16 protein-coding genes and 1 pseudogene are annotated in these 24,972 nt (G+C 33.5%); 11 read left to right on the top strand and 6 right to left on the bottom strand.

The annotated features are described in order from the left end of the window. The first annotated feature begins 198 nt into the window (after positions 1 to 198). The 6 genes and pseudogenes from PSA_RS19370 to PSA_RS19345 all read left to right on the top strand — a co-directional run bounded on the left by PSA_RS19370 (position 199) and on the right by PSA_RS19345 (position 7,037). Complete coding sequence (locus PSA_RS19370; RefSeq protein WP_042145723.1) at positions 199 to 1,803, top strand: isocitrate lyase; 1,605 nt, start codon at positions 199 to 201, stop codon at positions 1,801 to 1,803. Positions 1,804 to 2,789: 986 nt separating this feature from the next. Continuing rightward, positions 2,790 to 2,981 (top strand): hypothetical protein, encoded by a 192-nt coding sequence (locus PSA_RS19365; protein ID WP_042145720.1) that lies wholly within the window; start codon positions 2,790 to 2,792, stop codon positions 2,979 to 2,981. Beyond that, entirely contained in the window at positions 2,981 to 4,834 is a 1,854-nt protein-coding gene (locus PSA_RS19360; RefSeq protein WP_042145718.1) for a CIA30 family protein, read from the top strand. Before PSA_RS19365 ends, PSA_RS19360 begins: the two co-directional genes overlap by 1 nt. A 69-nt stretch (positions 4,835 to 4,903) precedes the next feature. Then, on the top strand, positions 4,904 to 5,887 hold the full coding sequence (locus PSA_RS19355) for a sensor histidine kinase (RefSeq protein WP_042145715.1): 984 nt from the start codon (positions 4,904 to 4,906) through the stop codon (positions 5,885 to 5,887). Continuing rightward, a complete protein-coding gene (locus PSA_RS19350; RefSeq protein WP_127924121.1) occupies positions 5,884 to 6,642 on the top strand; it encodes a LytTR family DNA-binding domain-containing protein in 759 nt (252 codons plus the stop codon). The genes PSA_RS19355 and PSA_RS19350 overlap by 4 nt, the downstream gene beginning before the upstream one ends. Before the next feature lies 1 nt (position 6,643). Beyond that, a pseudogene (locus PSA_RS19345) lies at positions 6,644 to 7,037 on the top strand (VOC family protein). A gap of 538 nt (positions 7,038 to 7,575) precedes the next feature. Here the strand turns inward: PSA_RS19345 and PSA_RS19340 are convergent. The 3 genes from PSA_RS19340 to PSA_RS19330 all read right to left on the bottom strand — a co-directional run bounded on the left by PSA_RS19340 (position 7,576) and on the right by PSA_RS19330 (position 13,397). Then, positions 7,576 to 10,782, bottom strand: a complete 3,207-nt coding sequence (locus tag PSA_RS19340) for a DEAD/DEAH box helicase (RefSeq protein WP_042145710.1) — start codon at positions 10,780 to 10,782, stop codon at positions 7,576 to 7,578. Positions 10,783 to 11,179: 397 nt separating this feature from the next. After that, a complete protein-coding gene (locus PSA_RS19335) occupies positions 11,180 to 12,148 on the bottom strand; it encodes a transcriptional regulator (protein WP_042145707.1) in 969 nt (322 codons plus the stop codon). A 13-nt stretch (positions 12,149 to 12,161) separates the two neighbouring features. After that, a complete protein-coding gene (locus tag PSA_RS19330; RefSeq protein ID WP_042145704.1) occupies positions 12,162 to 13,397 on the bottom strand; it encodes an AAA family ATPase in 1,236 nt (411 codons plus the stop codon). A 797-nt stretch (positions 13,398 to 14,194) separates the two neighbouring features. Between PSA_RS19330 and PSA_RS19325 the strand changes: the two genes are divergently transcribed. Then, positions 14,195 to 15,409 (top strand): hypothetical protein, encoded by a 1,215-nt coding sequence (locus PSA_RS19325; protein ID WP_042145702.1) that lies wholly within the window; start codon positions 14,195 to 14,197, stop codon positions 15,407 to 15,409. A 39-nt stretch (positions 15,410 to 15,448) separates the two neighbouring features. Here the strand turns inward: PSA_RS19325 and PSA_RS19320 are convergent, their stop codons facing one another. Beyond that, on the bottom strand, positions 15,449 to 16,321 hold the full coding sequence (locus PSA_RS19320; protein ID WP_042145700.1) for a DNA replication terminus site-binding protein: 873 nt from the start codon (positions 16,319 to 16,321) through the stop codon (positions 15,449 to 15,451). A 319-nt stretch (positions 16,322 to 16,640) separates the two neighbouring features. On the opposite strand from PSA_RS19320, the gene PSA_RS19315 reads away from it, so the two are divergent. The 3 genes from PSA_RS19315 to PSA_RS19305 all read left to right on the top strand — a co-directional run bounded on the left by PSA_RS19315 (position 16,641) and on the right by PSA_RS19305 (position 19,849). Next, positions 16,641 to 17,630, top strand: a complete 990-nt coding sequence (locus tag PSA_RS19315) for an iron ABC transporter permease (RefSeq protein WP_082305831.1) — start codon at positions 16,641 to 16,643, stop codon at positions 17,628 to 17,630. Continuing rightward, positions 17,630 to 18,391 carry an ABC transporter ATP-binding protein gene (locus PSA_RS19310; protein ID WP_042145698.1) on the top strand — a complete coding sequence of 254 codons (762 nt, stop codon included), beginning with the start codon at positions 17,630 to 17,632 and terminating at the stop codon, positions 18,389 to 18,391. Before PSA_RS19315 ends, PSA_RS19310 begins: the two co-directional genes overlap by 1 nt. A 102-nt stretch (positions 18,392 to 18,493) precedes the next feature. Then, positions 18,494 to 19,849 (top strand): class II 3-deoxy-7-phosphoheptulonate synthase, encoded by a 1,356-nt coding sequence (locus PSA_RS19305; protein WP_193216511.1) that lies wholly within the window; start codon positions 18,494 to 18,496, stop codon positions 19,847 to 19,849. A 129-nt stretch (positions 19,850 to 19,978) separates the two neighbouring features. On the opposite strand, the gene rlmF is transcribed toward PSA_RS19305, so the two are convergent. After that, the gene (rlmF, locus tag PSA_RS19300; protein ID WP_042145693.1) at positions 19,979 to 20,923 is read right to left on the bottom strand and encodes a 23S rRNA (adenine(1618)-N(6))-methyltransferase RlmF; all 945 of its coding nucleotides are present in this window, start codon (positions 20,921 to 20,923) and stop codon (positions 19,979 to 19,981) included. A gap of 150 nt (positions 20,924 to 21,073) precedes the next feature. Here rlmF and PSA_RS19295 point away from each other — a divergent pair, with 150 nt between their 5' ends. After that, complete coding sequence (locus PSA_RS19295) at positions 21,074 to 21,979, top strand: alpha/beta fold hydrolase (protein ID WP_042145691.1); 906 nt, start codon at positions 21,074 to 21,076, stop codon at positions 21,977 to 21,979. 72 nt (positions 21,980 to 22,051) lie between these two features. Here the strand turns inward: PSA_RS19295 and PSA_RS19290 are convergent, their stop codons facing one another. Further along, the gene (locus PSA_RS19290) at positions 22,052 to 24,625 is read right to left on the bottom strand and encodes a TonB-dependent siderophore receptor (protein ID WP_042145688.1); all 2,574 of its coding nucleotides are present in this window, start codon (positions 24,623 to 24,625) and stop codon (positions 22,052 to 22,054) included. Between the last annotated feature and the right edge of the window lie 347 nt (positions 24,626 to 24,972).

Below are 24,972 nucleotides of genomic sequence, written 5' to 3'. Positions count from 1 at the left end.
ATACTTTACCTTAACTTTAGTTAAAAGTGCGAAACACAGCTGATTTAGGTATTCACTGAAAAAATGTTAGTGATAGAAACTATAAATTAACGAAATCATAACAAATGAGCCTATTGTTTATACCAGAGCTTCAAGCGCTACATAAAAAAAGTTGAAGCGACTCTCTCACAACAAAAAGCAATATGGATGGAAATAAATATGTCAGACACTACTCCTAACTACAGACAAGATATCGACCACGTAGCTACTTTATGCCAAGTGAATGGCAATAACTGGCAATCTATTAACCCAGAATATGCAGCTAGAATGAAAATGCAGAACCGTTTTAAAACAGGTTTAGACATTGCCAAATATACAGCTGATATTATGCGCGCTGATATGGATAATTATGATGCTGATACGTCAAAATACACGCAGTCTTTAGGGTGTTGGCATGGTTTTATCGGTCAACAAAAAATGATTTCAATTAAAAAACATTTTGAAAATACCGACCGTCGCTACTTATACCTATCAGGTTGGATGGTTGCGGCATTAAGATCTGAATTTGGCCCACTTCCAGATCAATCAATGCACGAAAAAACATCTGTAGCAGGCTTAATTGAAGAACTTTATACATTCCTTCGTCAAGCAGATGCGAGAGAGCTTGGTGGCTTATTTAGAGCGCTAGACGAAGCAAAAGAAGCAAATAATTCTGCAGAAACAGCTGCAGTGCAAGACAAAATTGATAACTATGTAACACATGTTGTACCAATTATAGCTGATATTGATGCTGGTTTTGGTAATGCAGAAGCCACTTACCTAATGGCTAAACAAATGATTGAAGCTGGCGCATGTTGTATTCAAATAGAAAACCAAGTTTCAGATGAAAAACAATGTGGACATCAAGATGGTAAAGTAACAGTTCCTCACGAAGATTTCTTAGCTAAAATCAATGCTGTGCGTTATGCATTCCTAGAGCTTGGTATCGATAATGGTGTCATTGTAGCGCGTACAGATTCATTAGGTGCAGGCCTAACCAAGCAAATCGCAGTTACAAAAGAGCCTGGTGATTTAGGCGACCAATACAACGCATTTTTAGATTGTGATGAAGTGACAGCTGATGATTTAGGCAATGGTGACGTAGTAATAAAACAAGATGGTAAGTTAGTACGTCCTAAGCGTTTAGCAAGTAATTTATATCAGTTCAAGAAAGGTACTGGTGAGGCGCGTTGTGTTTTAGATTGTATTACATCACTACAAAATGGCGCTGATTTATTATGGATTGAAACTGAAAAGCCACATGTGGGTCAAATTGGTGCTATGGTAAATGCTATTCGTGAAGTAGTACCAAATGCAAAACTAGTTTATAACAATTCACCATCATTTAACTGGACATTAAATTTCCGCCAACAAGTATTTGATGCCATGGTTGAAGAAGGTAAAGATGTATCAGCTTATGATCGTAACTCATTAATGAGTGAAGAATATGATTCGAGTGAATTATCACAGCTAGCAGATGAGAAAATTCGTAATTTCCAAGCTGATGCAGCAAAAGAAGCGGGAATTTTCCATCATTTAATTACTTTACCAACATATCACACTGCAGCGTTATCAACTGATAACTTAGCGAAAGGTTACTTTGGTGATGAAGGTATGCTTGCTTATGTACAAGGCGTTCAACGTAAAGAAATTCGCCAAGGTATCGCCTGTGTTAAACACCAAAATATGGCTGGCTCTGATATGGGTGATGATCATAAAGAGTACTTTGCAGGTGAAGCGGCACTTAAAGCGTCTGGTAAAGATAATACAATGAACCAGTTCTAGTTTATTTATTCCTTCCAACAATACAAAGGCTGCGATTGCAGCCTTTTTTAATGCCAAAGTTTTAATAAGCGGCATAACATTAAAGTCATCATGCATTGTAGGCGGGAGTTTACTCGCGCGATATTATCTAAAATCAAAAGATCGCGGCCGAAGCCCCGCCTACAGTAGCTTTTCATACATATATATCACTCATCTAAACATCAAATGTAGGTGAGCGTTTACGCTTACATCACAGTGCTAAACCTTTTAACAAAGCTAAAGCATCGTCTACATTCAGTTGAATAACCGATATAACATTAAAGTCATCATACATTTGTAGGTGAGTGTTTACGCTTATATCACTGTATTAAACCTTTTAACAAAGCTAAAGCATCGTCTACAGCCTTATCTACGATGATGTTATTTACAAATATCACATCAAGATCTACCGCAGATCACTTTTTTACTAAGTAAACTACTAAAGAATATATTCGGATCAATATTTTACTAATAGAAGAAAACATAGGGCTGAACTGGCTAAAAATGCGCTAAACCCCTTATGAAGTGCAGATATTTCCTATTTAATAGCCGTTTTAGAGCAACTTTTGCAATCAGAGATCAAACTTTTACTAACTAAGGTTAATGATCATCATTTTCAGGTCAAATTTTTACTAAGTCAAAGCATCTTTTAAGAATAAAAACCATACAATTTCATGATTTTTTAACAAAAGTCACTCAAAAAAGACAAAAACACGAGTCTATATTCATTTAAAAAATACCAAAGATATTACCTATGAATCATTTTTATACTAAAACTAGACATTAAATCCGATATTAGAAACAACTTAGTAAAATTTTGATCTGAGCATCTTAAATTAACTTTCTGTCGATTCAAAAGGAAATAATGTCAGTTCAAAGTAATGACACCGACAACCCTAAGCATAAAAGCTACATTTGGCTCAACAAAACCAATGACATAACACGCTTAAAGCAAAGGTAAATTCATAATGGAACAAAAAATAGCACAACTAGCAGGCATTATCGTTTTTGTATTATCAGTACTTAACTACGTACTAGGTATAAATCTGATCTCAATGAATACCGAATTTTCATCACTTATCTTTTTAAACCTCATTTTATTAGTGATGCACATTAGTAAACATGGTTTTTCTAAATTTAATAACAAGGAAGTAGAATAATGAAAAATAAACTAACAGCAATTGCAGCTTTATTGATGAGTTTAAATGTTAATGCCATAGATTTAAGAATAGATAACGTAAAATTCTATCAAAATGAAAGTCAGACATTTTCAGAGCTAAGCCGTTTGTATATAGAAGATGGCAAGATCATTGAAACAACAAATATGTCTCAAACAGCAAAATCAGCAGATGAAATAATTAATGCTAATAATCAATATATTGTACCAGGTTTAATAGATTTACATGTTCATTTAGGTGCTTCAGGCAGTAATTATGGTGCTGAGTTTCAATATCTACCAGTTGTGTCACATTTTAACTCTAACTTATATTTAGGTGTGACAAACATTGTTGATTTATTCTCTTTTGACAATACTTTAAGTGAAGCAAAATCATTAACCGAACAACAAATTGCACCAAATTTATTTTATGCTGGCGCTTTATTTACCAATCCAGGAGGTCACGGAACGCAATTTGGCAGCGCAGCACTTGAAGTTACAAGTGATGATGCGATAGCTGCATTATGGCAACAACATATGGCAAAAAAGCCAAATGTCACAAAAGCAGTTATTGAAACATTTGGGGGTCATGGTAAATCTCTCACAGATCATCAATTAACCGAAATAGGAAAACGTTCAAAAGCAGCTGGTTTACCTTATTTTGTGCATGTTTCAACATTACAAGAAGGAAAAAGAGCGATCAGAGCAGGCGCGACAGCTTTAGCACACGGTATTAACTCAGAACTGATTGATGAAGAATTTATAAAACTAATGATCGATAATAAAGTGGCTTATATTCCTACATTAGCTGTTTATCATAATCACAATGAAGAACATGAAAATCAACAGATCAGTAACCAAACCCATTTATTAAAAACGGTACATAAAAAACTACAGCATTGTTTATTTGAAAATGTGCCAGAGCCTTCCGTTTGGAAAAAGCAGGTATGGAAAAAACATGATATTGCATATAAAAATGTAATCACCTTATATAAGGCAGGCGTAGTGATAGGAACAGGCTCTGATGCTGGTAACCCTTATACACTTCATGGATCTGGCTTACACAATGAAATACAAGCTTTAAATAAAGCGGGGCTTAAGCCTGGACATATAATAAACGCAGCAACATCTGATGCGGCAAAAGTCATTAATCAAGAAAACGTAATAGGGCAATTAAAACCAGGTTTTGAGGCAAGCTTTATTCTTTTAGCAGATAACCCTTTAAAAGACATTTCGAATTTATCAAGAATAAACTCAGTTTATAAATCAGGTAAATTAGTTAATCGTGATGAGTTAATTGCAAACAATGCCAAAATTTCACCGCAAGGTGAAAAATGTCATACACAAACAGAAGTTGCAAATAAGGCAACACAAGTAATCGATGACTTTAAAGGCGAATTAAAATGGCAAGCAATAAGCGATAAAATGATGGGAGGGCAATCAAGCTCTCAAGTAAATAACAATAAAAATGAGCTTATTGTAGAAACAAAATTAGGAAAACCAACTGGGTTTGGTGCTTGGGCTGGCACACAATTAATGTTTAATAAACCTGCCGATGCTTCAAACTATCAAGGTATAAAAGTCACATTCAAAGGTTCTAACATTCCTTTTGGGATCTCCGTATATCATAGTGAAGTGAAAGATTGGGATCATTTTTATACTAACATACAACCCAGTTCACAATGGCAAACTGTAAAAATACCATTTAACAGCCTAAAACAGTTTGGTTATGGTGTTAAAAAGCAATGGTCAGCAAAAAGTTTATCTGGTTTAAGCTTTGTTTGGAGAACAGCACCCAATACTGAAATATCAGATAAAGGAAATAAAATCCTAGTTAGAGAAATATCTTACTTTTAAATTTGATATGCTAACAAGATAGGTACATGCCTATCTTGTTAAAAAATAAAATAACTCAAAGAGAAAACAATGCTACGCCACCCCTTTTTTAAATATAGCTTTTTAATTTTATTATTTATCGATTTAATTTTTACGATAGGATTAATATTAGCAGGGATAAATGATATTTCACTGGACACATTAAAAGCGACAACAATCTGGTTTGTGTGTTTTTACTGGTTACCTGTTTGGTTAAGTGCAGCAATTATTTTAAAGCTAAGAAATATCAATATTCACTATACAATTTTAGAGTTAATCATTTCTATTATCGCTTTAACACTAGGATTAATGGTAACAGAAAAACTACTACAATTTACATTTAGCGAGTTTAAATCAATGGGCGCATTTGTTATTTTTGGCGGATTCACTTGGGCCGTACCTATTTATTTTGTATCTAGGTTTATAGAACATAAAAAGGGCATTGCAATAGAAAAATCAGCAAGAGAGCAGGCCCAACTAGAAACTCTGAGATATCAACTTAACCCACATTTTATGTTCAATAGCTTGAATACCATATCTGCTTATATACATACAAAACCCGATCTCGCAGATGAAGTATTACATGAACTCGCTGATATTTTACGCTACTCTCTCGATACAGCCCAAACTAAAAGTATTTCCCTGCAACAAGAAATCGATATTATTAATAAGTATTTTAATATTGAAAAAGCACGATTTGGCGATAGATTAACTGTTAATTATGATATTTCAGATACTCTTTTAACACAACAAATACCGCCTTTACTATTACAGCCCATAGTTGAAAATGCGATCAAACATAATGCCAAACAAACCGAATTAATCATAAATATAAAAGTTGAAAAACAAGATGATCTTCTAAAAGTCATTATTAGCGATAATGGTTCAGGTTTTAATGAGACAATATTATCGCAAGGGTATGGAAAAGGTGTAGGCATGAAAAACTTACAACAAAGAGTTACGCAGCTTAATCAAGGTAAAATGACTTTAAATAATAAAAATGGCGCAGAAGTTCTATTGGAGATGGCAATATGAATAAAGAACAGCCCATAATGCGTATTGTATTTGCGGATGATGAACTGCCTGCAAGAGAAAAGCTAAGCCATCAATTAAGTTTAATTCCAAATATTGAAGTTGTCGGGTTTGCAACCACAGGTAAAGAAACCATAACACTTATTAATGATGAACAACCAGATTTAGTACTACTGGATATTCAAATGCCTGAAATTAATGGTATGGACTTATTAAGCTTATTAACACACAAGCCTATGGTGATATTTACGACCGCTTATGATCAATACGCAATCGCAGCATTTGAACAGGCCTCAACAGATTATTTATTAAAACCATTTCCTTTAGCAAGGCTAAAAAGCGCAATAGATAAAGCTTATACAGCCTTTTTACAAAAAGAAGCGCTACAAGTTCACTCTGAATCATTTAAAAACCTACAAAAGCCTATGAAAAGGTTAATAAGCAAAAATGGTGAACGCATGATTATTTTATCTCCCGATGACATTTTTTATATCAAATCAGAACAAGGCAATAGCTTTGCAGTAAATGGTGATAAACAGCATTATTTAAATGAAACCTTAGATCAATTAGAACTCAATTTATCTGAATCACAATATGTTCGCATTCACAGAAGTTACTTAGTTAATATAGATAAAATTAAAGAGATCCAACGTTGGTTTAACGGTAAGTTAATGGTGATTATGGCTGATGATAAAAAATCTGAACTGAGCACTAGCCGAGCTGGAGCAGATAAACTAAAACAGCTGCTTGGAATTTAAATTGAACAAATCATATTTTAAAGGTGTACATCATGTTGCCATCATATGTTCTGATTATCAAAAAACAAAAAAATTCTATACCAAGATTTTAGGTTTAGAGATAATCGCCGAAAATTACAGGAAAGAAAGAGACTCTTATAAGTTAGACCTACAACTGCTAGACGGTACTCAATTATAAATATTCTCATTTCCTGACAGACCTAAACGACCAAGTATCCTGAAGCACAAGGATTAAGACATCTCGCATTTTTTGTTGATTCAGTTGAAGAGGTTTCGAGATATTTAAAATCAAATATGATTGAAGTAGAAGACATAAGATTAGATGAGCACACAGGTAAAAATTTACCTTTTTTAATGATCCTGATAATTTGCCATTAGAATTATATGAAGCATAAACTGTAATTACAGCTTAAAACTCAATCCTGCCTACATTTATTCCCAACTTTAAACCTAAATAATCCAAACATTAAAAAAGCTCCAAAGGGGCACTAAGGAGCTTAAAACGTAGGGATGTTTCATGATAACTAAATTGCTGAATGCTATATAGAATAACGAGCTTTCGTATATCACAGGTATTAATATACAGATATTAACTAAATATATTAATGTGAAAAGGTTGTTTTTAAATATATATACCATTGAAATTAAAGGCTTTACATTGTAAAAATATTCGCAATGAAACACATGCACCCATAAAAAGTACAAGCAGTTCAAAAAACAAACATACAATTAAAATTATAGGATAAGCTTAAAAGAGGGCATAAAAAAACCAGTCTAAATAGACTGGTTAATATTACAAAACTCTGTAATCAATGGGGAATAACATTCAACTTTCAGGGATAGACGTTAATAATACAAATATCATTATCAGCGCCTAATTAAGTAGACTAAGCTTTTTAGATTTAGTTCAAAATAAATTGAAATAAAATGAATTTAATTATTTTCAGATAATAAATTCAACATTTGGTCTTCAGTTTGAGTATTAAATTTCCCGCCTTTGGCATCAAAGAAACTATCAGCTAATTCCGCTTTATCTTGCTGCATTTGGAAAACTCGCTCTTCTATCGAATTTTGACAAATTAACTTATAAACAAACACAGGTTTTAACTGACCAATTCTATGTGCTCTGTCGGTAGCTTGTCTTTCAACAGCTGGATTCCACCATGGGTCGTAATGAATCACCGTATCCGCTTTAGTTAAATTAAGCCCTGTACCACCTGCTTTTAAACTAATTAAGAAAATAGGGTTATCACCATTTTGAAAGCTGTTTACAACTTCGTCTCTATCTTTAGTCTTTCCTGTTAGAATACTGTATTTAACATTCAACTCAACCAGCTCTTGCTCAATAATTGATAGCATACTTGTAAACTGACTGAATATAATAATCTTACGTCCTTTCGCTAACATTAAAGGTATGTTTTCACATAACCAAGTTAATTTAGCACTGTCAGCTGTATTACTTGTATTAGGCAGTAAATCTTGCTGCTCTAGGTCTTCTGCGCCATTAACTAATCTAGGATCACAACATGCTTGGCGTAATCTAAGTAGCGCTTCAAGGAATGCAAAACGGCTTTTATCAGCGCCTTGCTCTTTAAATAGCTCTTTGATTTTCTGTTCCATATTGGCACGAATGCCTTGGTATACCATTTGTTGTTTTGGTGCTAACTCAATCATACGAACAAGTTCAGTTTTAGCAGGTAACTCAGTTAATACTTGCTCTTTTGTTCGACGTAAAACAAATGGCAGCACTAAGTTTTTTAATTGTTCAGCTCTATGCTCGTTATGCTCTTTTTCAATAGGTACTTGATAATAGGTTTTAAACTGCGCCATGGAACCAATAAGCCCTGGCATAGCAAAATCGAGTAATGATTTAAGTTCTTTTAAGTTATTTTCAACAGGAGTACCGGTTAAACACAAATTAAAATCACTACTTAACGCTTTTACAGCGCGAGAGATTTTAGCTTGGTTATTTTTTATCGTTTGCGCTTCATCTAATATCACATGGCTAAAATGTAATTCTTCATAAACCGTATTATCACGAGTGATCAATGGGTAGGTCGTAATTACACAATCTGCACTGCTAATTTGATTGAATATATTTTTACGGCTAGCGCCATGACTTACCAATACGTTTAAATCAGGAGCAAATCGATTAATTTCTTTCACCCAGTTTGAAACTAAACTAGTAGGGCAAATAATTAAAGCTGGCGATTTTAATCCTGTTGTTTCTTTTTGAGATAACAAAAAAGCAATTGTTTGCAGTGTTTTACCTAGTCCCATGTCATCAGCTAAGATACCACCGAGTTGATGTTTTCTTAAAAACTGTAGCCAATTTACAGCTTGCTTTTGATAGTCTCTTAAGGTGGCATTTAAACCTTTAGGTATCACAAGAGAATCATGAAAATCAGGATTAGAAACTTGTGTAATAAGCTCTAATAAAGCCTTATCAGCACAATCTATCTGACTATCGTCAAAATCAGAAAAAGAAGAGGCGTATGATAGCGGTAAACTTAATCGTTTAGGCACAGTTTTATTAGCATAAAATTGTGCTAATAAATCAAAAATACAATTTATGTCAGGTTTATGAACCGCTAACCAAGTATCTTGATATTTATAATAGTTAAATAAATGAGATTTGTTATTACACAGGGCTGCAGAAGTCAGTAAATCACTTAAATATACCGTTTTATCTGAAATATCAAAATAAGGAGCAACAGAAAGTTTATTAATTCGGCTTCGTGTCATAGCTAAAATAAGCGGCGTTAAAATAATATCAGGATCTGTGTACGCTTTCGTATTTATCACCCAAGATTCATCTGATAGCTGCTTACATACTTCATTTACAAACCAGTGATGCTGTGGAGAAGATTCATCTGAAGCATTAAAAGTAAGATAACATGCTTTTTCAACAGGCCCTTTGCTTAAAATTAACCCACAATTTTGTAAACGGTTTAAACAAGTATCTTCAAATGCAGTTTTTATTTGTGCATCTTGCTGCTCATCTAGGTTTAATTCATGTATTTTTTTGCCATATGCAAACTGAAGATGAAACAAACTACGATCTTCATGTTTAACAAGAGACAAACGCGGTACAACATCTTCACTGGTTAAAGCTTTAGATTCAGACTTTTGAATTAAAGCAGAACCAAAAATACGTTTAAATTGCTGATTAACGTGATCAAACATTTCATCCGCTACAGGCGGAATTGTAAATAAATGAGATACTTCAGCAGCTGTTAAAGATGTTTCAAGTTCACCTATTTCAAAGTTGTTTATATCTATATAATAAGGAGGTGTCGTATTAAACACTTGCCATTTATCACACTGAGGTAGACTGAGGTTTAGCTCATGAATCGTATCAGTTTCTCGCCAAGATATATCGAGCGGCCTTTGTGCCGATAACCTTATTGCTTGTCTAGAGTCTTGCCAAAAACACCGTCCGGTAGCAACCATTTGCACTAAAGCCATTACGCCCCATCGGTTTTCTAATACAAGTTGACCAAAAGAATTTTGAGAGCGGATCCAACTTAATAATCGAAAATCACTTTCGTTTATATGCTCAGGAGTCACTAAACTGTTTAGTTGCTGTTTTGTAAGTGGTCTACCTTGTGAATATCGACCATTGGAAATTGGCGACGATTGTTTTGGTACAAGCACTAAACCATTATCATGTTTTTCGATTACAAATAATATAACGTCTTTTTTGGTAGTCTGACGTTGTTTTTTTAACTGTTCGAGCTGATTAAACCAATCATGTAATAAATAGTGCTTTCCAAAGAGACCCGAATGTTGGGTTTTTAATTTTAATAGCGCAGCACCTATATGATGGCATTTCTTACCAATCTTACATGAACATAACCCTGAAATAGATAAATCAGCGTGAGATTTTTTGATTTGAATATGTTGATGAAAAATATCACCTGACTCACTGTAAACTTCAGCACTGACCTGAGTAAACTTATCATCACTTTCAACCCAATTAACAAGATCTTTTGTTAAGCATTGTTTAGCCTTTTCAAATACAGCTGGTTTAAAGTATCTTTTTAAGAACCCTTCTGTAATTGGAAAAGCGACTTCTTGCTCTTTTTTTATTTCATCAAATAAAGCAATTAGATCTGTTTTAGTTAAGCCTTTGGACATCTGCAACCAGTAAAAAATCAAAGATTGCTCCAGTATAGAGCTTATAAGATCTAAGCTAAAGCATTAAATTTATCAAAATCAAAAAAAAAATTCAGATCAATATTTTACTAAGTATAAAAAGAAAATAAACAATAATGTAAAGGGGGTTTACACCAAAAGTTAACAACACACTAAAAACAACTTTTCAACAGGTTACCCACAAGAATTAAACAAGCCAACAAAATAACAGAACAAATTTTTACTAACACAGGTTGTAAAGGGACTTAGAAGCAATTAAATAGGAAATAAAGGGGGAAAACAGCTATTTAAACTTAGTAAAAAAATGATCTAGAACTCATTAATAAAGAAATAGATCAGATTTATACTAAGGTTGAAAACACTTTAGATCAGTATTTTACTAATTAAAATGTGTTAATAATTTAGATAATTGCTCAAACCTTTTGTCTGTCATAACGTTATTATCTATTTTAATCACGAGATCACCGGTTTTAGCGTTGCGATGAGCATTGATATATTTGTTATTAAAATCTAAAGATTCACGTTTTATTTTAGTTTCAGCTTTAACTTCAGTTAATTGCTTCGTTATAGCTGACGAAGTTTTATCATCAGTATCTAAAATAAAGGCATTTAAATTTACTTTTAAATAATTAACTCGTGATAAAAAGCCATCTGCATCTAAATCTATTGCCAGCATCAGTTTTTTGGCGATTTCACGGCCAACGTGGTTTGCTGTAGGGTATAAAGCAAGTACATCACTAGGGATTTTTGTAAAAGCTTTTAGAGAGTCAGCTATAGCTGTATGTGAAACCCCTTCAATAGCTGCTATTTCTCTGTAAGAACCTTTTTTACCTTGGCTTATAAGATCACTACGCGTTTCGTCATATGCTTTACCAAGCTCCCATAAGCTAGGCGCAATATATTGATCCGATGAAACAGCTAAAATTTTAGCATCTTCATCTGTGAAGTCAGCAGATGTTAAAACGATATAATCTGCATTACTTAATAAACAGGCTTTACGTCGGCGAGAGCCTGATAGTACATGCTCAATACCGTCTTTACTCCAGCTAAGTGCTGGGTGTTGATTTCTACCATCAGAGCTGATTGCAGGTAGTATATCTGCTACAGAAGCTTTAGATAATAAAGACTGCTCTCGTCTATTTTTTCCATAAACACGTGTTGAAGATTCTATTTTGTCAGATGTGATGATCTTACAACTAAGACGAATTATACGGCTTGGATCCGAAGGAGCTGGCATGGTGATCTCATCACCAACAGCTGCGTTTTCAAGTAATTGATCTAAACTACTAGCTTCTACAGCTGAAGCAAAAGGGTCTATTCTTGTATCATTTTTACGTTTTTTAGCCATTATTTATACCTTTCTACGCACTTTCCAATTGGCATTGTGTTGATGCCCAATTTGATCTGATTAACATCTCTAATTCATCTACAACATCTTTAATATTTTCTTGTGATTTTATTAAAGATTCACGACTTGCTAAACTATCAGATGTTTTTTGATCGAAAATAGTATTAAAAGATGAAGAACTGGCTGTAATTGCTGAGCTATGGTTGATTGGATAACTCATCACTTGTCTACCAAAAGCGCTTCTAATATCTTTTACAATATCTCGCTGAGAATGATTTCCTTTAACATAATTAGTCACAACAAATTGCATAAAGTCCCACCCTTCGTGCCCCAAAGCAGCAACTGTATGATAGATTTCTGCAAGACGTTTTAAGAATTTATTATTAGCGTCAAAATCAACTGCTTCTGGGTGTACAGGAATTAACATGGCTGTTGAGGCCATTAAAGCATTGTAAAACATAAAGTTAAGAGAAGGGGCTGTATCTACTAAAATGATATCAAATTCGTCTTCTACTGGCTGAATCACTTTTTCTAATAACTTGTGATAGTGACGATTTTCAGAATAAGTATGATTTTCATTTAATTGTGTTGCAGTTTCATGTTCAAAATAGAAATCGTCCATACCTGACGGTAAAACACGAATATTAGGAATATGAGTAGGTAAAAATGCACTAGAAATCACATCTTTTTGGCTTTCATTTTCTTCAAATTCTATACAATCACGCATTAAATCTCCTACAGTAATTGGATCTGGCTCTGTGGGTGGAAAGAAACTAGATGATGAACCTTGTGGATCTAAATCAATAATACCAATTCTGTAACGTTTAATATTTGTCGTAGCTAAAGCAGCAGCGATATTTACAAGACTAGTTGTTTTACCACAGCCACCTTTTAACGAATTAACGATAATTACTTGAAGTTTATCGTTAGGCTTTCTATTTTGAGCTTCAATGCCGAGAATTTCAGCCATTTCATGAATATTAGATAATGTATAAGCATAGTGACCATTTGCACCACGACGTATATCAAGGTCACTGAAGTCTCCTTGGTCGTGACGTCTTTTTAAAGTACGATTATTACAACCTAATAAATCAGCTGCGGCTTTTTGAGTGTAAGTCCTAAGCTCTTTTTCTTCCGTTTTTAGATGAGCTCGGTAGTGTTGAATACGCCCTTCTAATGAGTCTTCTGCAACTGTGGCTGTTGCTTTGAGCAATTTATAGGTATCTAGCGCACTTTTACTTATTGTCATTATAATATCCTTACTGGTGAGCAGCTATTATAATGTCACCCTTAATTGAAGTAAACTCTTTTATTGATAGACATTCATCAAAAAGAAAAACATTTATTAGTTAAAATTTAACTAAAGAATAATATATAAGATTAAATTTGGTTAAATATATAGGTATTAAAGGATAAGAAATGAGATGTTATATTTAACTAGTTGTTTTAAATGAATTTTAATGAAATTAACAGATCAGATTTTAACTTGGTAAAGATCAGTTCTTTAATAACTCGTAGATCAATAAAATACTAACTGCTAATTAAATATCCTATTTAATCACAGTTTATCCAAAGAGTTATTAACAGTAAAAGTATAGAGATCAATATTTTACTAATTATTTTTAACTTTTTATCCACTAAAATAAAAAATATAGCTTCCTTTTGTAAGTAAAGATCTGATCTTGACCAGGTGGAGATCAGATCTTTACTAATTAGGAATGATCTTATCAACAAGTTCTTTATAAAATCTTTCTTAGATCAATTTTTTACTAAGTAATTACGCATTCTATTCACAAATTATGCTGTTAAGTATGAAAAAAAAGCAATTAGTGTCATATGAACATTATTTGAGTTAGTAAAAAATTGCTTTGTAAGCTTACCTTAGTAAAAATGTGATCTGTGAATGAATAAACTACACTAGGTTAGTAAAAAAATGATCTGCAAAAAAAAACTTTGCTAAGATCAGTTTTATACTAACTTAAAAGATTAACATTTTACTGAATATATGTTGTTATTAACTGTCTAATAAAAATAATGGTAAAAATCATGAAACCAAAGGTAAACATCTCTGTAGAAAATCTACCAGATTCTCTAAGAGGTCAAATTCAGGGAGTTGAAAGCGCAAGAGATAATGAAAGTCTTGCTTTGTTTACTGATAATAAAGATGTACGGGTTTCAGTTGATAATACCATCTACCAAGATTTGCGTTCGTATTCTAATACTTTTAACCACTATGATTTATGGGGTCGATTTGTAAGATCAGGTCATAAAAAGCTGCCTTTAGAAGAAGCGCCAAAAAGAACCATAATTACACGTAAAATATCTGAAAAAGTTGATGGTATTCAATACACTGGAGAAATAAAAATTACACCAGCTGTTGTGAGTACACGTCAAAACGGAGAAGATGTTGAGTTTTTAGTGTGGCCATCAGATAGAGAAGAAAAAGTAGAACGCGCATTAATTAGACTGGCTTCGAAAGGTAAGATTGTAAAAATTAACTTTAAATCAGGAATACAATATGCTGTTGTATTTTCTATGAACGAATTGGCCCAAGAGTTGAAATCTGTGGGACAATCAATGCCCTTTCCTCAAATAAAAGAAGCTTTAGAAGCCTTACAAGGTTCAAAGCTCTCTTTTAAATATTCTGCAAATGATACTAAGAATTCGGATGTTGATGATTCATTTTATGAATCAAATATGAATTTCTTGTCTTCGTTACATTTTAGCGGCAAAAAAGGACAAGGCGGTAATATAAAGTGTGTTGCATGTTTGAATGCTTTTGTTCATAACATGATTGATAACTTAGAATATAAAGGATATTACTTTAATCGAGCGCAAGAACAAAAACGAGGTTTGTCTCGCTGGATGATGTTAAGGCTTTATCACTTATGGCGATATGCTGCACCAGGAAAAACCCATCATTTTAGATTATTATCTATTATGGAAAAATATGGCTCAATTTATTCAACTGATGATATTAGTGAAAATAAACTTAAAGCATTACGCCGTGATATGACTACAACAATGAAAGACTTAATCACAAACGGTGCAATTTCTGATTATAGTATTTCTAATGTGAAAGATGATAAGACTGGAAAAATTATCGACTATACATATGAGCTGCATCCAACTAATGAATTTTGTGAAGAGATCTTGACTTTAAATAAACAAAATAAAAGAATTGAAATTCAAGGTGGAAAAAGAATTGTTGAACCGACACTGACTATTGACGAAGATAAAATCGATCAATTTGTTGAATAAATATTTTATAAATAGCCAGATATTCTTCTGGCTAAATTTTTATGAGCTTTTTTCTAAGTACAATCTCTCAATCAGGTAATGGTTTTGTTTTTTTCTTGGGTGATTATCTTTTTTTATATAATCTTTTAAGACTCCGAATTTAACTTCGCTATCTGGATTTATAATAATAAAAGGCAGAGCTGCACTTACGTGATATCTATTTTTAGCATCATACCTGATATTAACTTGAGGACTGACACGTGTTGGTCTTCTTATTCTTAATTTCTCATCATCTTTTAAACTTAATACATTCAATTTTTCTTTTTGAATAATTGAATGCCAGCTTTGGCTAGAAATCTTGTTTGTGCTACCAAATATTTCAGAATTATCTAATAAAGTTAAGGCCTCTGATTTTGATAAAAGTTTTATAGAATGTTTGTTCATCCATGTAAACCTAATCGAGTAGGGAGATTGCGTTTCATAATGAATATTTCTGTAAGCACACAGCGTTATTAAATTTGGTACCGCACTATGTACTATTTCAAATCGAGCATCATTGTTACCACAATTAATAATTATATTTTTAAGTTTATGTTTAGCTTGATTAATTTGTTTAATTCTTTGAATAATTAAATCGGGTTGTTCAGATTTTATCGCAATTATTCCTGGATGTCTTTTTAAGACTCGACCACTAAGCTCTGTGCGTTTATATAAATCTTTAAATGAATCGCAACACTTTTTAAATGCCTGTTCAGAATTTAAAGCTGTTACTGAAATTTCTTCATTGAATTGGGATTCGGTATCTGGAGATACTTCAGGTAATTGATAATAGCTACAATATATTAATTCTTGTTGTTTTAGCTCTATTATTAATTGATCAATCAGATTTTCGATATTATCGAACTGACTTCGTATTTCAAACTTAATATTCATCAATATATCAAACAGTTAAAAATTTATTATTCATATTAGCAGTTTCTTATGACAAATTCTTCTTTACTTATACTTTGCCGCTACGCATTGTATTTCTAACTATTAGGTATGATGTGTTCTTTATGTGGGGTGTAAGATCTTCTTTTAGATTTAGAATACGAATGTCTGTAAACTATCGAAAATTTATTATTGTTAAAATAGGGCATTATATTGCAAAACATACACAACTATTATTATATATATCGTACCTTTGCAAGATATATAAAACATTTCATAGGGTTATCATCTATAAATAGCAATCAGATAAATGGAACAGTACATGACTGTTAATGTTCAACGTATAACATTCGCTATCTGCTCACTAATACTAGCTTCTATAGTTGCTTTGTATTTTGGTGGTCTTGCATCAACAAACATAAGTCCTTTTGATTTATCTCAAATTGAAAGCGTTATTGTCTATGAATTACGATTACCTAAGATTTTAACTGCTGTTTTAGTTGGCGCATGTTTAGCGCTAAGCGGGCATTTATTCCAAATACTATTATCTAACCCGCTAGCTGAGCCAGGGTTGTTAGGAGTCTCGAGTTTATCATCTCTATTTATTATTACTGGAGCTGTCCTGTTTGGATACTTAAACATAAAGTATGATGTGTTCTTTTTGGTTTCATGCTCTAGTTTAGGTGCATTAATTGCTGTTACTATCATTTTAAAGTTAGCAAAAGTGCTTGGCCAATACTCTAGTGCAGCACTTATTTTAAGTGGAATTAGTCTTACAACGCTCATATCGGCACTTACAAGTTGGTTAATCTTTTATTCCGAAAATGAACAACTACGCACATTTAATCTTTGGATGCTAGGCAGTTTTGAACATGTAACCTATGCACAAATCATATTTATCAGTGTGATAGCGATTGCATGTAGTGTAGTAGCCGTATATAAAAGTAGTGATTTAAACTTATTATATTTAGGAGATCAAAACGCAAGTTTATATGGTGTCAAAGTCAATAAGCTTAGAAAATATATGTTGGTTGTAGCAAGTGCTTTGGCTGCATGCGCAGTTGCCCTTGGTGGTGTAATTGCTTTTATTGGTTTATTAGTACCTCACGCAACAAGGATGAAGTTTGGACACGATAATAAACTAGTATTACCTATGTTAATTATCAATGGTGGGACTTGCATGATTATCATCGAATGGATTTCTAGAACTACCATGTCTTTACAGCTACCCTTAGGCTTGGTTACAGCAACAATTGGCGGACCATTTTTCTTATTAATTCTGTTTAAGCATTTTAAAAACCAAGGTTTGTAATGATTACTGTTTCCAATGTAAATTACTGCGTGAGTAAAAAATTTAAATTATCTAATATTAAATTAACAATCAGCCCAGGTGTACATCATTTATTGGGCCCTAACGGAGCCGGAAAAACCAGTTTCCTAAACTTGTTAAGTGGTCTAATTTCAGCTGACAGTGGTGAAATATTTATAAATGATGTGGAAGCAACCCCATTAAACTTAAAGCATTTAAGTAAAGTTAGAGCTTACTTACTGCAGAAGCAATCAGCGCATTTTTCATTAACTGTTAGAGCCATGCTTACGATTACATTATCGTTAACTGATCAAGATATAGAAAGTTTATGTCAAAACAGCCTAATTATAAAAGGATTAGATTTAGAACCGCTATTAGATCGTGTCATTACCGGATTATCAGGTGGGGAATCGCAAAGAGCCCATTTAGCACGGGTCTTATTACATTGTGAAGTTCAAGATAACCCTGCTGCGTGTCTATTATTAGATGAACCTTTTACCGGCTTAGATGTCGCACATAAATTATGGCTTAATCAGTTTCTAGCAAGTTTAGGACAAAAAATAGCTATCATCATAAGTCACCATGAATTGAACTTAGCCTTAAATTTAGGTCAACCTTGTATAATTATAAATAATGGTCGGATACATAGCGTATTAAAAGATAGTCGCGATATTGAAATAACAACTTTACTTGATGTTTTTAAACTACCAAAGCACTCATTAGTTGAGACAAATGAAGGTATCTTGCAAATAATCGGGATTTAAGCAAATTTCATCTTGAAATTTACTACAAGATAGGTAGATTCATTGTATACATAAAAATATGTATAAAGTTTAAATATTGTTATACGGAATGAGGAAATAACAGTGAAATCTTGGAGTCCTAACAGTTGGAGAGAATCCCCAATTGTGCAACAACCGCAATACCCAGACCTTGCAGAATTAGCGAGTATTGAAAGTCAAATAAATAGTGCACCACCTTTAGTTTTTGCAGAAGAAACTAGAAGCCTCTATAAGCAACTAGCTGATGTATGTGAAGGTAAAGCCTTTTTATTACAAGGCGGCGATTGTGCTGAGTCTTTTTCAGAATTTAATGCTGCAGGGATTCGTGATACTTTTAAAACATTATTACAAATGGCTGTTGTTTTAACATACGGCGGTAAATGTCCTGTAGTAAAAATTGCACGTATGGCTGGCCAATATGCTAAACCACGCTCTGCAGACTTAGAAACAATCAACGGTGTCGATTTACCATCTTATCGTGGTGATATTGTTAACGGTATCGATTTTACAGCAGAAGCACGCGTACCGGATCCTAAACGCCTTTTAACTGCATATCATCAAAGTGCTGCCACACTAAACTTATTACGTGCATTTGCACAAGGTGGATTAGCTGATTTACATCAAGTTAACCGCTGGAACATGAGCTTTGTCGCTGCCAATCCACTTAAAGAAAAATACCAAATTCTTGCTGCGAAGATCCAAGAAGCATTAGAGTTTATGGAAGTATGTGGGATAAATGCAAGCAATGCGCCTAGCATTAAAGAAACCAGTCTATATACTTCGCATGAAGCGCTTTTATTAGGGTACGAAGAAGCATTGACTCGTAGAGATCACTTAACTGGTGATTGGTATGACTGTTCAGCTCACTTTGTATGGATAGGTGAAAGAACAAGACAATTAGATCATGCACATATTGAATTCTTCCGTGGTATCAAAAATCCAATTGGTGTAAAAGTTGGTCCAGGAATGGACCCTGACGCTTTAATTCGTTTAATTGATGCTGTTAATCCTGATAATATTCCAGGACGTTTAACATTGATCACACGTATGGGCGCTGATGTGCTTGCTGATAAACTTCCAGCACTTGTTCGCCGTGTTGAGCAAGAAGGCCGTAAAGTAGTTTGGACTTCTGATCCTATGCATGGCAACACAGAAAAAGCCAGCAACGGATATAAAACACGTAGTTTTAATAATATATTACGTGAAATAAGCCAATTCTTCGCAGTTCATAATGCTGAAGGCTCTTACCCAGGTGGTATTCACTTAGAGATGACAGGTCAACATGTCACTGAATGTACAGGTGGCGCTTATGGTTTATCTGAGCATGACTTAGCACAAAGATATAAAACACAATGTGATCCACGTCTTAATGCAGATCAAGTACTTGAGCTAGGCTTCTTAGTGGCTGATCTTCTTAAAGATGCAAGAAGTAATCGCTAACTAACTTCAATATAGAGTATGTGGTTATTTAATCATTTACTCTATAATAATTCTGTTATCTTAATTACAGAAACAAAAAAGCGCCTCGATTTATTCAAGCGCTTTTTTTAATTTAGACTCGTTATTTTATCAATTTTTCCATCGGGATTTCGCCCATTCTTGTCTCTGATCATTATTATAAAATGACCATGCTATGAATCGACTTATTTTTTGTCCTTGCGCCATATCTATGGTTTTAACTTCTGTGATCTTATGTAATTCTAACTCTTTATATATTGCTGCTAGATTTTCTTTCTTTGATACTAAACACGTAAACCATAAGCATTGCTCTTGAAATTCAGTGCTCTCAGCAATCATATTTTTAATAAATTGTAACTCACCGCCTGGATACCATAACTCAGCTTTTTGGCCACCAAAATTTAAGTTGTTTTTGTCTTTTACAGATTTATTTGATTTCTTATTTAAGTTTTTCCATTTACGTTCTGAGCCCTTATTAGCTTCTTCAATGGAACTATGGAACGGTGGGTTGCAAAGTGTTATGTCAAAGAAATCCTTAGGTTGAATCACATTTGTAAATATATTTGATTGATTTTTTTGAAATCTAATATAAAATTTTTGATTATTAAATTGTGCTATTTGTTTTGCAATTTTTACTGATATAGGATCAACATCGCTACCGGTAAAATGCCATTGATAACTACTATTGCCAACAAGGGGATATATTACATTTGCGCCTGTGCCAATATCTAACAATTTTATTTTTTTACCTGTTGGGATTAAATTCTCGTTGTCTTTAGCAAGTAAATCAGCTAAGTAATGCATATAATCAACCCTACCAGGGACTGGTGGGCATAAATAAGTATCAGGTATATCCCAAAAATCCACCTGATAATACCCTTTTAATAATGCTTTATTGAGTTGCTTTACTGACTGACTATCACTGAAATCAATCGTTTGTTCATTTCTTGCTGATGTGATCACAAAGGGCTGTAATTCTGGTGACGCTTTGATCAAAAAATCAAAATCATATCCATTAATATGTTGGTTTCTAGGATGTAGCTTAGGTTGTTTCATTAATGGCAATTTCACGGCTTAAAGATAATTTATGACATATTATAAACTTAATTAAACACTAGATATAGCAAATGTGGACTTTGTTCATTTCTTTGATTTTATAGACCTTCACTGGTACGATGTCTGACTAATTCTAAAAGTGATGCCCATATGAATTGTGTTAAACAAAAATCTATTTTAATACCCATTGAAGAAAATCAAGTTCTTCATTTAAGGCATATTTATCAAGGGGGTAATGCAGGGCCTGCCGTATTACTTTTACATGGTGCAGTTGAAAACGGTAAAATTTTTTATACTGAGAAAAATAAAGGATTTGCACCATTTTTAGCTAAACATGGCTTTAACTGCTTTGTTGCAGACTTGAGAGGCAGAGGACAAAGTAAACCAAATATCAGCGCACAATCTCAATATGGTCAAACTGAGGCCATACTTGAAGACATACCGGCTTTTATCAACTCAATTAAAGAACTCACCGGAGCAGAACCGGAATACTGGGTAGCGCATTCATGGGGTGGGGTGTTAATGAATAGCTATTTAGTCAGACATCCTGAAATGATCCCAAAGGTTAAAGCACTAGCATATTTTGGTTCAAAAAGATCTTTATATAACAAACACCCGCAAAAGTTATTTAAAGCAAATTTATTGTGGTATTTTTTAGCTCCCAAAATAGTCAAAAGAAAAGGCTTCTTACCCGCTAAAAAGCTAAAGTGGGGCTCTGATGATGAAACTCAAAAATCTTTAATGCACAGCGTTGCCTGGGCTAAAATAGCACCTTGGATAGACCCCCAAGATAATTTTGATTACGGTCTTGCGGCTGAAGATTCAATTTTACCACCAATACTTCATATTGCAGCTGTTAAAGATAAGGCTTTAGCGCAAACTATAGATATTCAAAAATTTATGGATGAATCAGGGAAAGGTATCCAAAAAATGAATTTGTATGGTAAAAAATATGGTCATAAGCATAACTATGATCATATAGATATGTTAACTCATCCAAATGCACATGATGATCAATTTCAAGATGTTTTATTTTGGTTTAAAATATATAAATAATTTTCGAATTAAATAAAAAGGCCTAATCACAAGATTAGGCCTTTTAGATTTCACTTCATTTTATGTTAATCATTAAAAGTTATATGTTGCTCTTAAGTAGTATGAACCACCATTAAAACCAAATGGAGATGTTTCATAGTATTGTGCACCTAGTAAGTTCCCCGGTAAAATTTCACCATCTGATACAAAATCTGAAACTTCATCAGGATATTCATCAAATAAGTTTTGTGCACCTAAGCTAATACTTAAATTTTCACTTGCAAAATAGGTAACATCTAAATCAACTGTCACAGCTGAGCTTACAGTATTTGCTGTAGCATCCCAATCGGCGTGTACACCTTGGAACTCACCAAAGTAGTTAGCACGTGCTAGCATAGATACGCTATCCCAAGATTGTGTCCAGGCTAATGTACCTTTATGTTTTGGAATATCATTTTCAATACGAGACACTTTAAAATCAGTTGTTACTGAACCTTTGTTTGTTACTTCCGTTTTATTATAGTTGTACGCTAAGTTAAAGCTAGCATCACCACCTAACATCTGAGTGCGGTAACCTGCAACAAAGTCTAAGCCAGATGTTTGAGTATCAAAATCATTTGTAAAGAAACTTACTTTACCTTTACTTGCATCATTTGGATCAACAGCAAATTTATCTGATTGTGAGATACGGTCAGTTACATCAATTTTATATAAATCAACAGTGAAATGGAAGTCAGCTACATTCCAAACTGCACCAAGTGCAAAACTTTCAGATTGTTCAGGTGTTAACTCTTTTGCACCTAATGCAACAGCAATTGGGTCATTTGATGGGATTAGTGCTGAATCAATAAGTACGCCACCATCTAATGCAGTCTGAACATTACGGTAATTTTCTTGTCCTACAGTTGGCGCTCTAAAGCCTGTACTTAATGAACTTCTTAAAGAAAAATCATCAGTAATACTGTATTGTGCCGCAACTTTGTAGTTTGTATCAGTACCAAAACTATCATAATCTTCATAACGAACAGCATAGGCCATCATAAAGTCTTCAGTGTATTGAGCTTCAACATCAATATATAAAGCACTGTTTGTACGAGATGATTTTCCTGCAGCTTCTGGTTTAAAACCCGGGAAGCCGTTTGAACCTACACTGAACCCTTGTGTATATAAATCACCTTGTGCATAAGATTCAGCTTGTCCTGCAATTACTTCAAAGCTTTCATCACGATATTCAAAACCGCCGGCAACTACTAGAGACTCAATAGAATTAACCTCTAGCTCTTTTACTAAATCAATATTTAAAGCGGTTTCACGTTGAATATGTGAACCCGTATAAAAATCAGTTGGTGTTGCAGGACCTAATGAGGCATTTACCGTATCACGTAACCAATAGCCTGATTCATTTTTACCTGTAGATAAACTGATATCGTAATCTATTTCATTAAATTTACCTTTAACACCCGCAACAAATGAGCTATCACTAATTTTACCTGTGAACTGAGGTGTAAAACCACCAGGGAACATTTCATTAAAGCTAAAACAATCTTCGTTAGCAGCCATTGCTAGATAAGCTGGATCAGTGAGTACATTATCTACATCTTTTAAACTTACAACTGGACAGTTTCCTGACATATCACCAGTCAAATCTCCAACTAGCAAAGCAGGAAAATCATCATTATCTAAATCAGGTGTTCCATTATCATTCGTATAACTAAATACACCGCCTCGGCTTTGAGGGTTTCTAAAGTAGTAACCACCAGTTACTTCACGATCAGAGTAGTTACCAAAAGCATATGCTTGAGTATCATTATTGATTTCTATGCCTGCATTAAGGAAAATTGTTAAATCATCTTTTATTTTAGGAGAGCCCCAAACTTGTGCTGGAGTTGAAACAAATGAATTACCTGCATTAATCATAGCTTGAGCATCTGGACGTTGTACACTGCGATCTGTCGCATCAGCATTTTTATATTGAAAGCTTAAGTTTGCAAAACCATCATCTGTTAAAGGTAAACCAAGGTTTCCTGAAATCTCAACTGATTGACCATCCCCTTCATAATACTCACCAGTACGCGCTGTAATTGAACCACCTTCATCACTATCATTAAGTACAAAGTTGATTACACCTGCGATAGCATCTGAACCATATTGAGCCGCAGCACCATCACGTAAAATTTCAACTTGTTTTAATGCAATACTTGGGATCACTGAGATATCCGCACCATGTGCGCCATCATTAATACCAGCGCCTTGTAATGCAATAACAGACGAACGATGACGACGTTTACCATTTACCAAAATGAGTGTGCTATCTGCAGGTAAGCCACGTAAGTTAGCTGGGCGGATAAATGAAGCTGCGTCACTGATTGGATTTGTTTGAACTGAAAAGGCAGGTACTGTACTTTTTAAAACTTCAAGCATATCTGTATTACCAGATTTACTGATTTCATCTACGCCTATAACATCAACTGGTACTGGAGAATCATCAATTGATCTCGGTGCACCACGTGTACCAACAACCGCTATTTTTTCAATGTTTTTTTCAGCTTTATCAGTTTGTAAATCATCAACAGCATAAACAGATTGTGATAATAATAAACCAGCAGTAGCTGTACTTGTAAGCGCTAATTTAACGGCTTTATGTAGCGTATTGTAATTTTTTTTCATTGTATATCCCCAGATATATTTTATTTTTATACATTTTTTGTGAGAGTAAATTAGGTATTAGAGACCCTTATTTATCAATACATTTTATTTACATGTTTATCAATCATTTATTTAATGTTTGTAAAATGTAACTAAACTGCAATATATCTGACAGGTAGAAAGTAACTTTCCTCTATTATATTTGAGGATTTATTCATATATTTTATAAAATAGGATGTTTTAACAGGTTAAGGTACTGATTTTAAAAGCTTATATATCATTTTAATATTTTATGAATTAAATTAAATTTTCTTATGATATTTAGTGCGGTTAAATATTGTGACAGTGAAGTTTAAATTATTTAAAGA

The organism is Pseudoalteromonas sp. '520P1 No. 423' (assembly GCF_001269985.1).
In the GTDB taxonomy this organism is placed as follows: domain Bacteria; phylum Pseudomonadota; class Gammaproteobacteria; order Enterobacterales; family Alteromonadaceae; genus Pseudoalteromonas.
This window is presented reverse-complemented; position numbering and strand designations above follow the sequence as displayed.

Excerpts from the sequence above, each read along its gene's own strand:
- PSA_RS19370 (WP_042145723.1), top strand. The coding sequence starts at position 199 with ATGTCAGACACTACTCCTAACTACAGACAAGATATCGACCACGTAGCT.
- PSA_RS19365 (WP_042145720.1), top strand. The coding sequence starts at position 2,790 with ATGGAACAAAAAATAGCACAACTAGCAGGCATTATCGTTTTTGTATTA.
- PSA_RS19360 (WP_042145718.1), top strand. The coding sequence starts at position 2,981 with ATGAAAAATAAACTAACAGCAATTGCAGCTTTATTGATGAGTTTAAAT.
- PSA_RS19355 (WP_042145715.1), top strand. The coding sequence starts at position 4,904 with ATGCTACGCCACCCCTTTTTTAAATATAGCTTTTTAATTTTATTATTT.
- PSA_RS19350 (WP_127924121.1), top strand. The coding sequence starts at position 5,884 with ATGAATAAAGAACAGCCCATAATGCGTATTGTATTTGCGGATGATGAA.
- PSA_RS19340 (WP_042145710.1), bottom strand. The coding sequence starts at position 10,782 with ATGTCCAAAGGCTTAACTAAAACAGATCTAATTGCTTTATTTGATGAA.
- PSA_RS19335 (WP_042145707.1), bottom strand. The coding sequence starts at position 12,148 with ATGGCTAAAAAACGTAAAAATGATACAAGAATAGACCCTTTTGCTTCA.
- PSA_RS19330 (WP_042145704.1), bottom strand. The coding sequence starts at position 13,397 with ATGACAATAAGTAAAAGTGCGCTAGATACCTATAAATTGCTCAAAGCA.
- PSA_RS19325 (WP_042145702.1), top strand. The coding sequence starts at position 14,195 with ATGAAACCAAAGGTAAACATCTCTGTAGAAAATCTACCAGATTCTCTA.
- PSA_RS19320 (WP_042145700.1), bottom strand. The coding sequence starts at position 16,321 with ATGAATATTAAGTTTGAAATACGAAGTCAGTTCGATAATATCGAAAAT.
- PSA_RS19315 (WP_082305831.1), top strand. The coding sequence starts at position 16,641 with ATGACTGTTAATGTTCAACGTATAACATTCGCTATCTGCTCACTAATA.
- PSA_RS19310 (WP_042145698.1), top strand. The coding sequence starts at position 17,630 with ATGATTACTGTTTCCAATGTAAATTACTGCGTGAGTAAAAAATTTAAA.
- rlmF (WP_042145693.1), bottom strand. The coding sequence starts at position 20,923 with ATGAAACAACCTAAGCTACATCCTAGAAACCAACATATTAATGGATAT.
- PSA_RS19295 (WP_042145691.1), top strand. The coding sequence starts at position 21,074 with ATGAATTGTGTTAAACAAAAATCTATTTTAATACCCATTGAAGAAAAT.
- PSA_RS19290 (WP_042145688.1), bottom strand. The coding sequence starts at position 24,625 with ATGAAAAAAAATTACAATACGCTACATAAAGCCGTTAAATTAGCGCTT.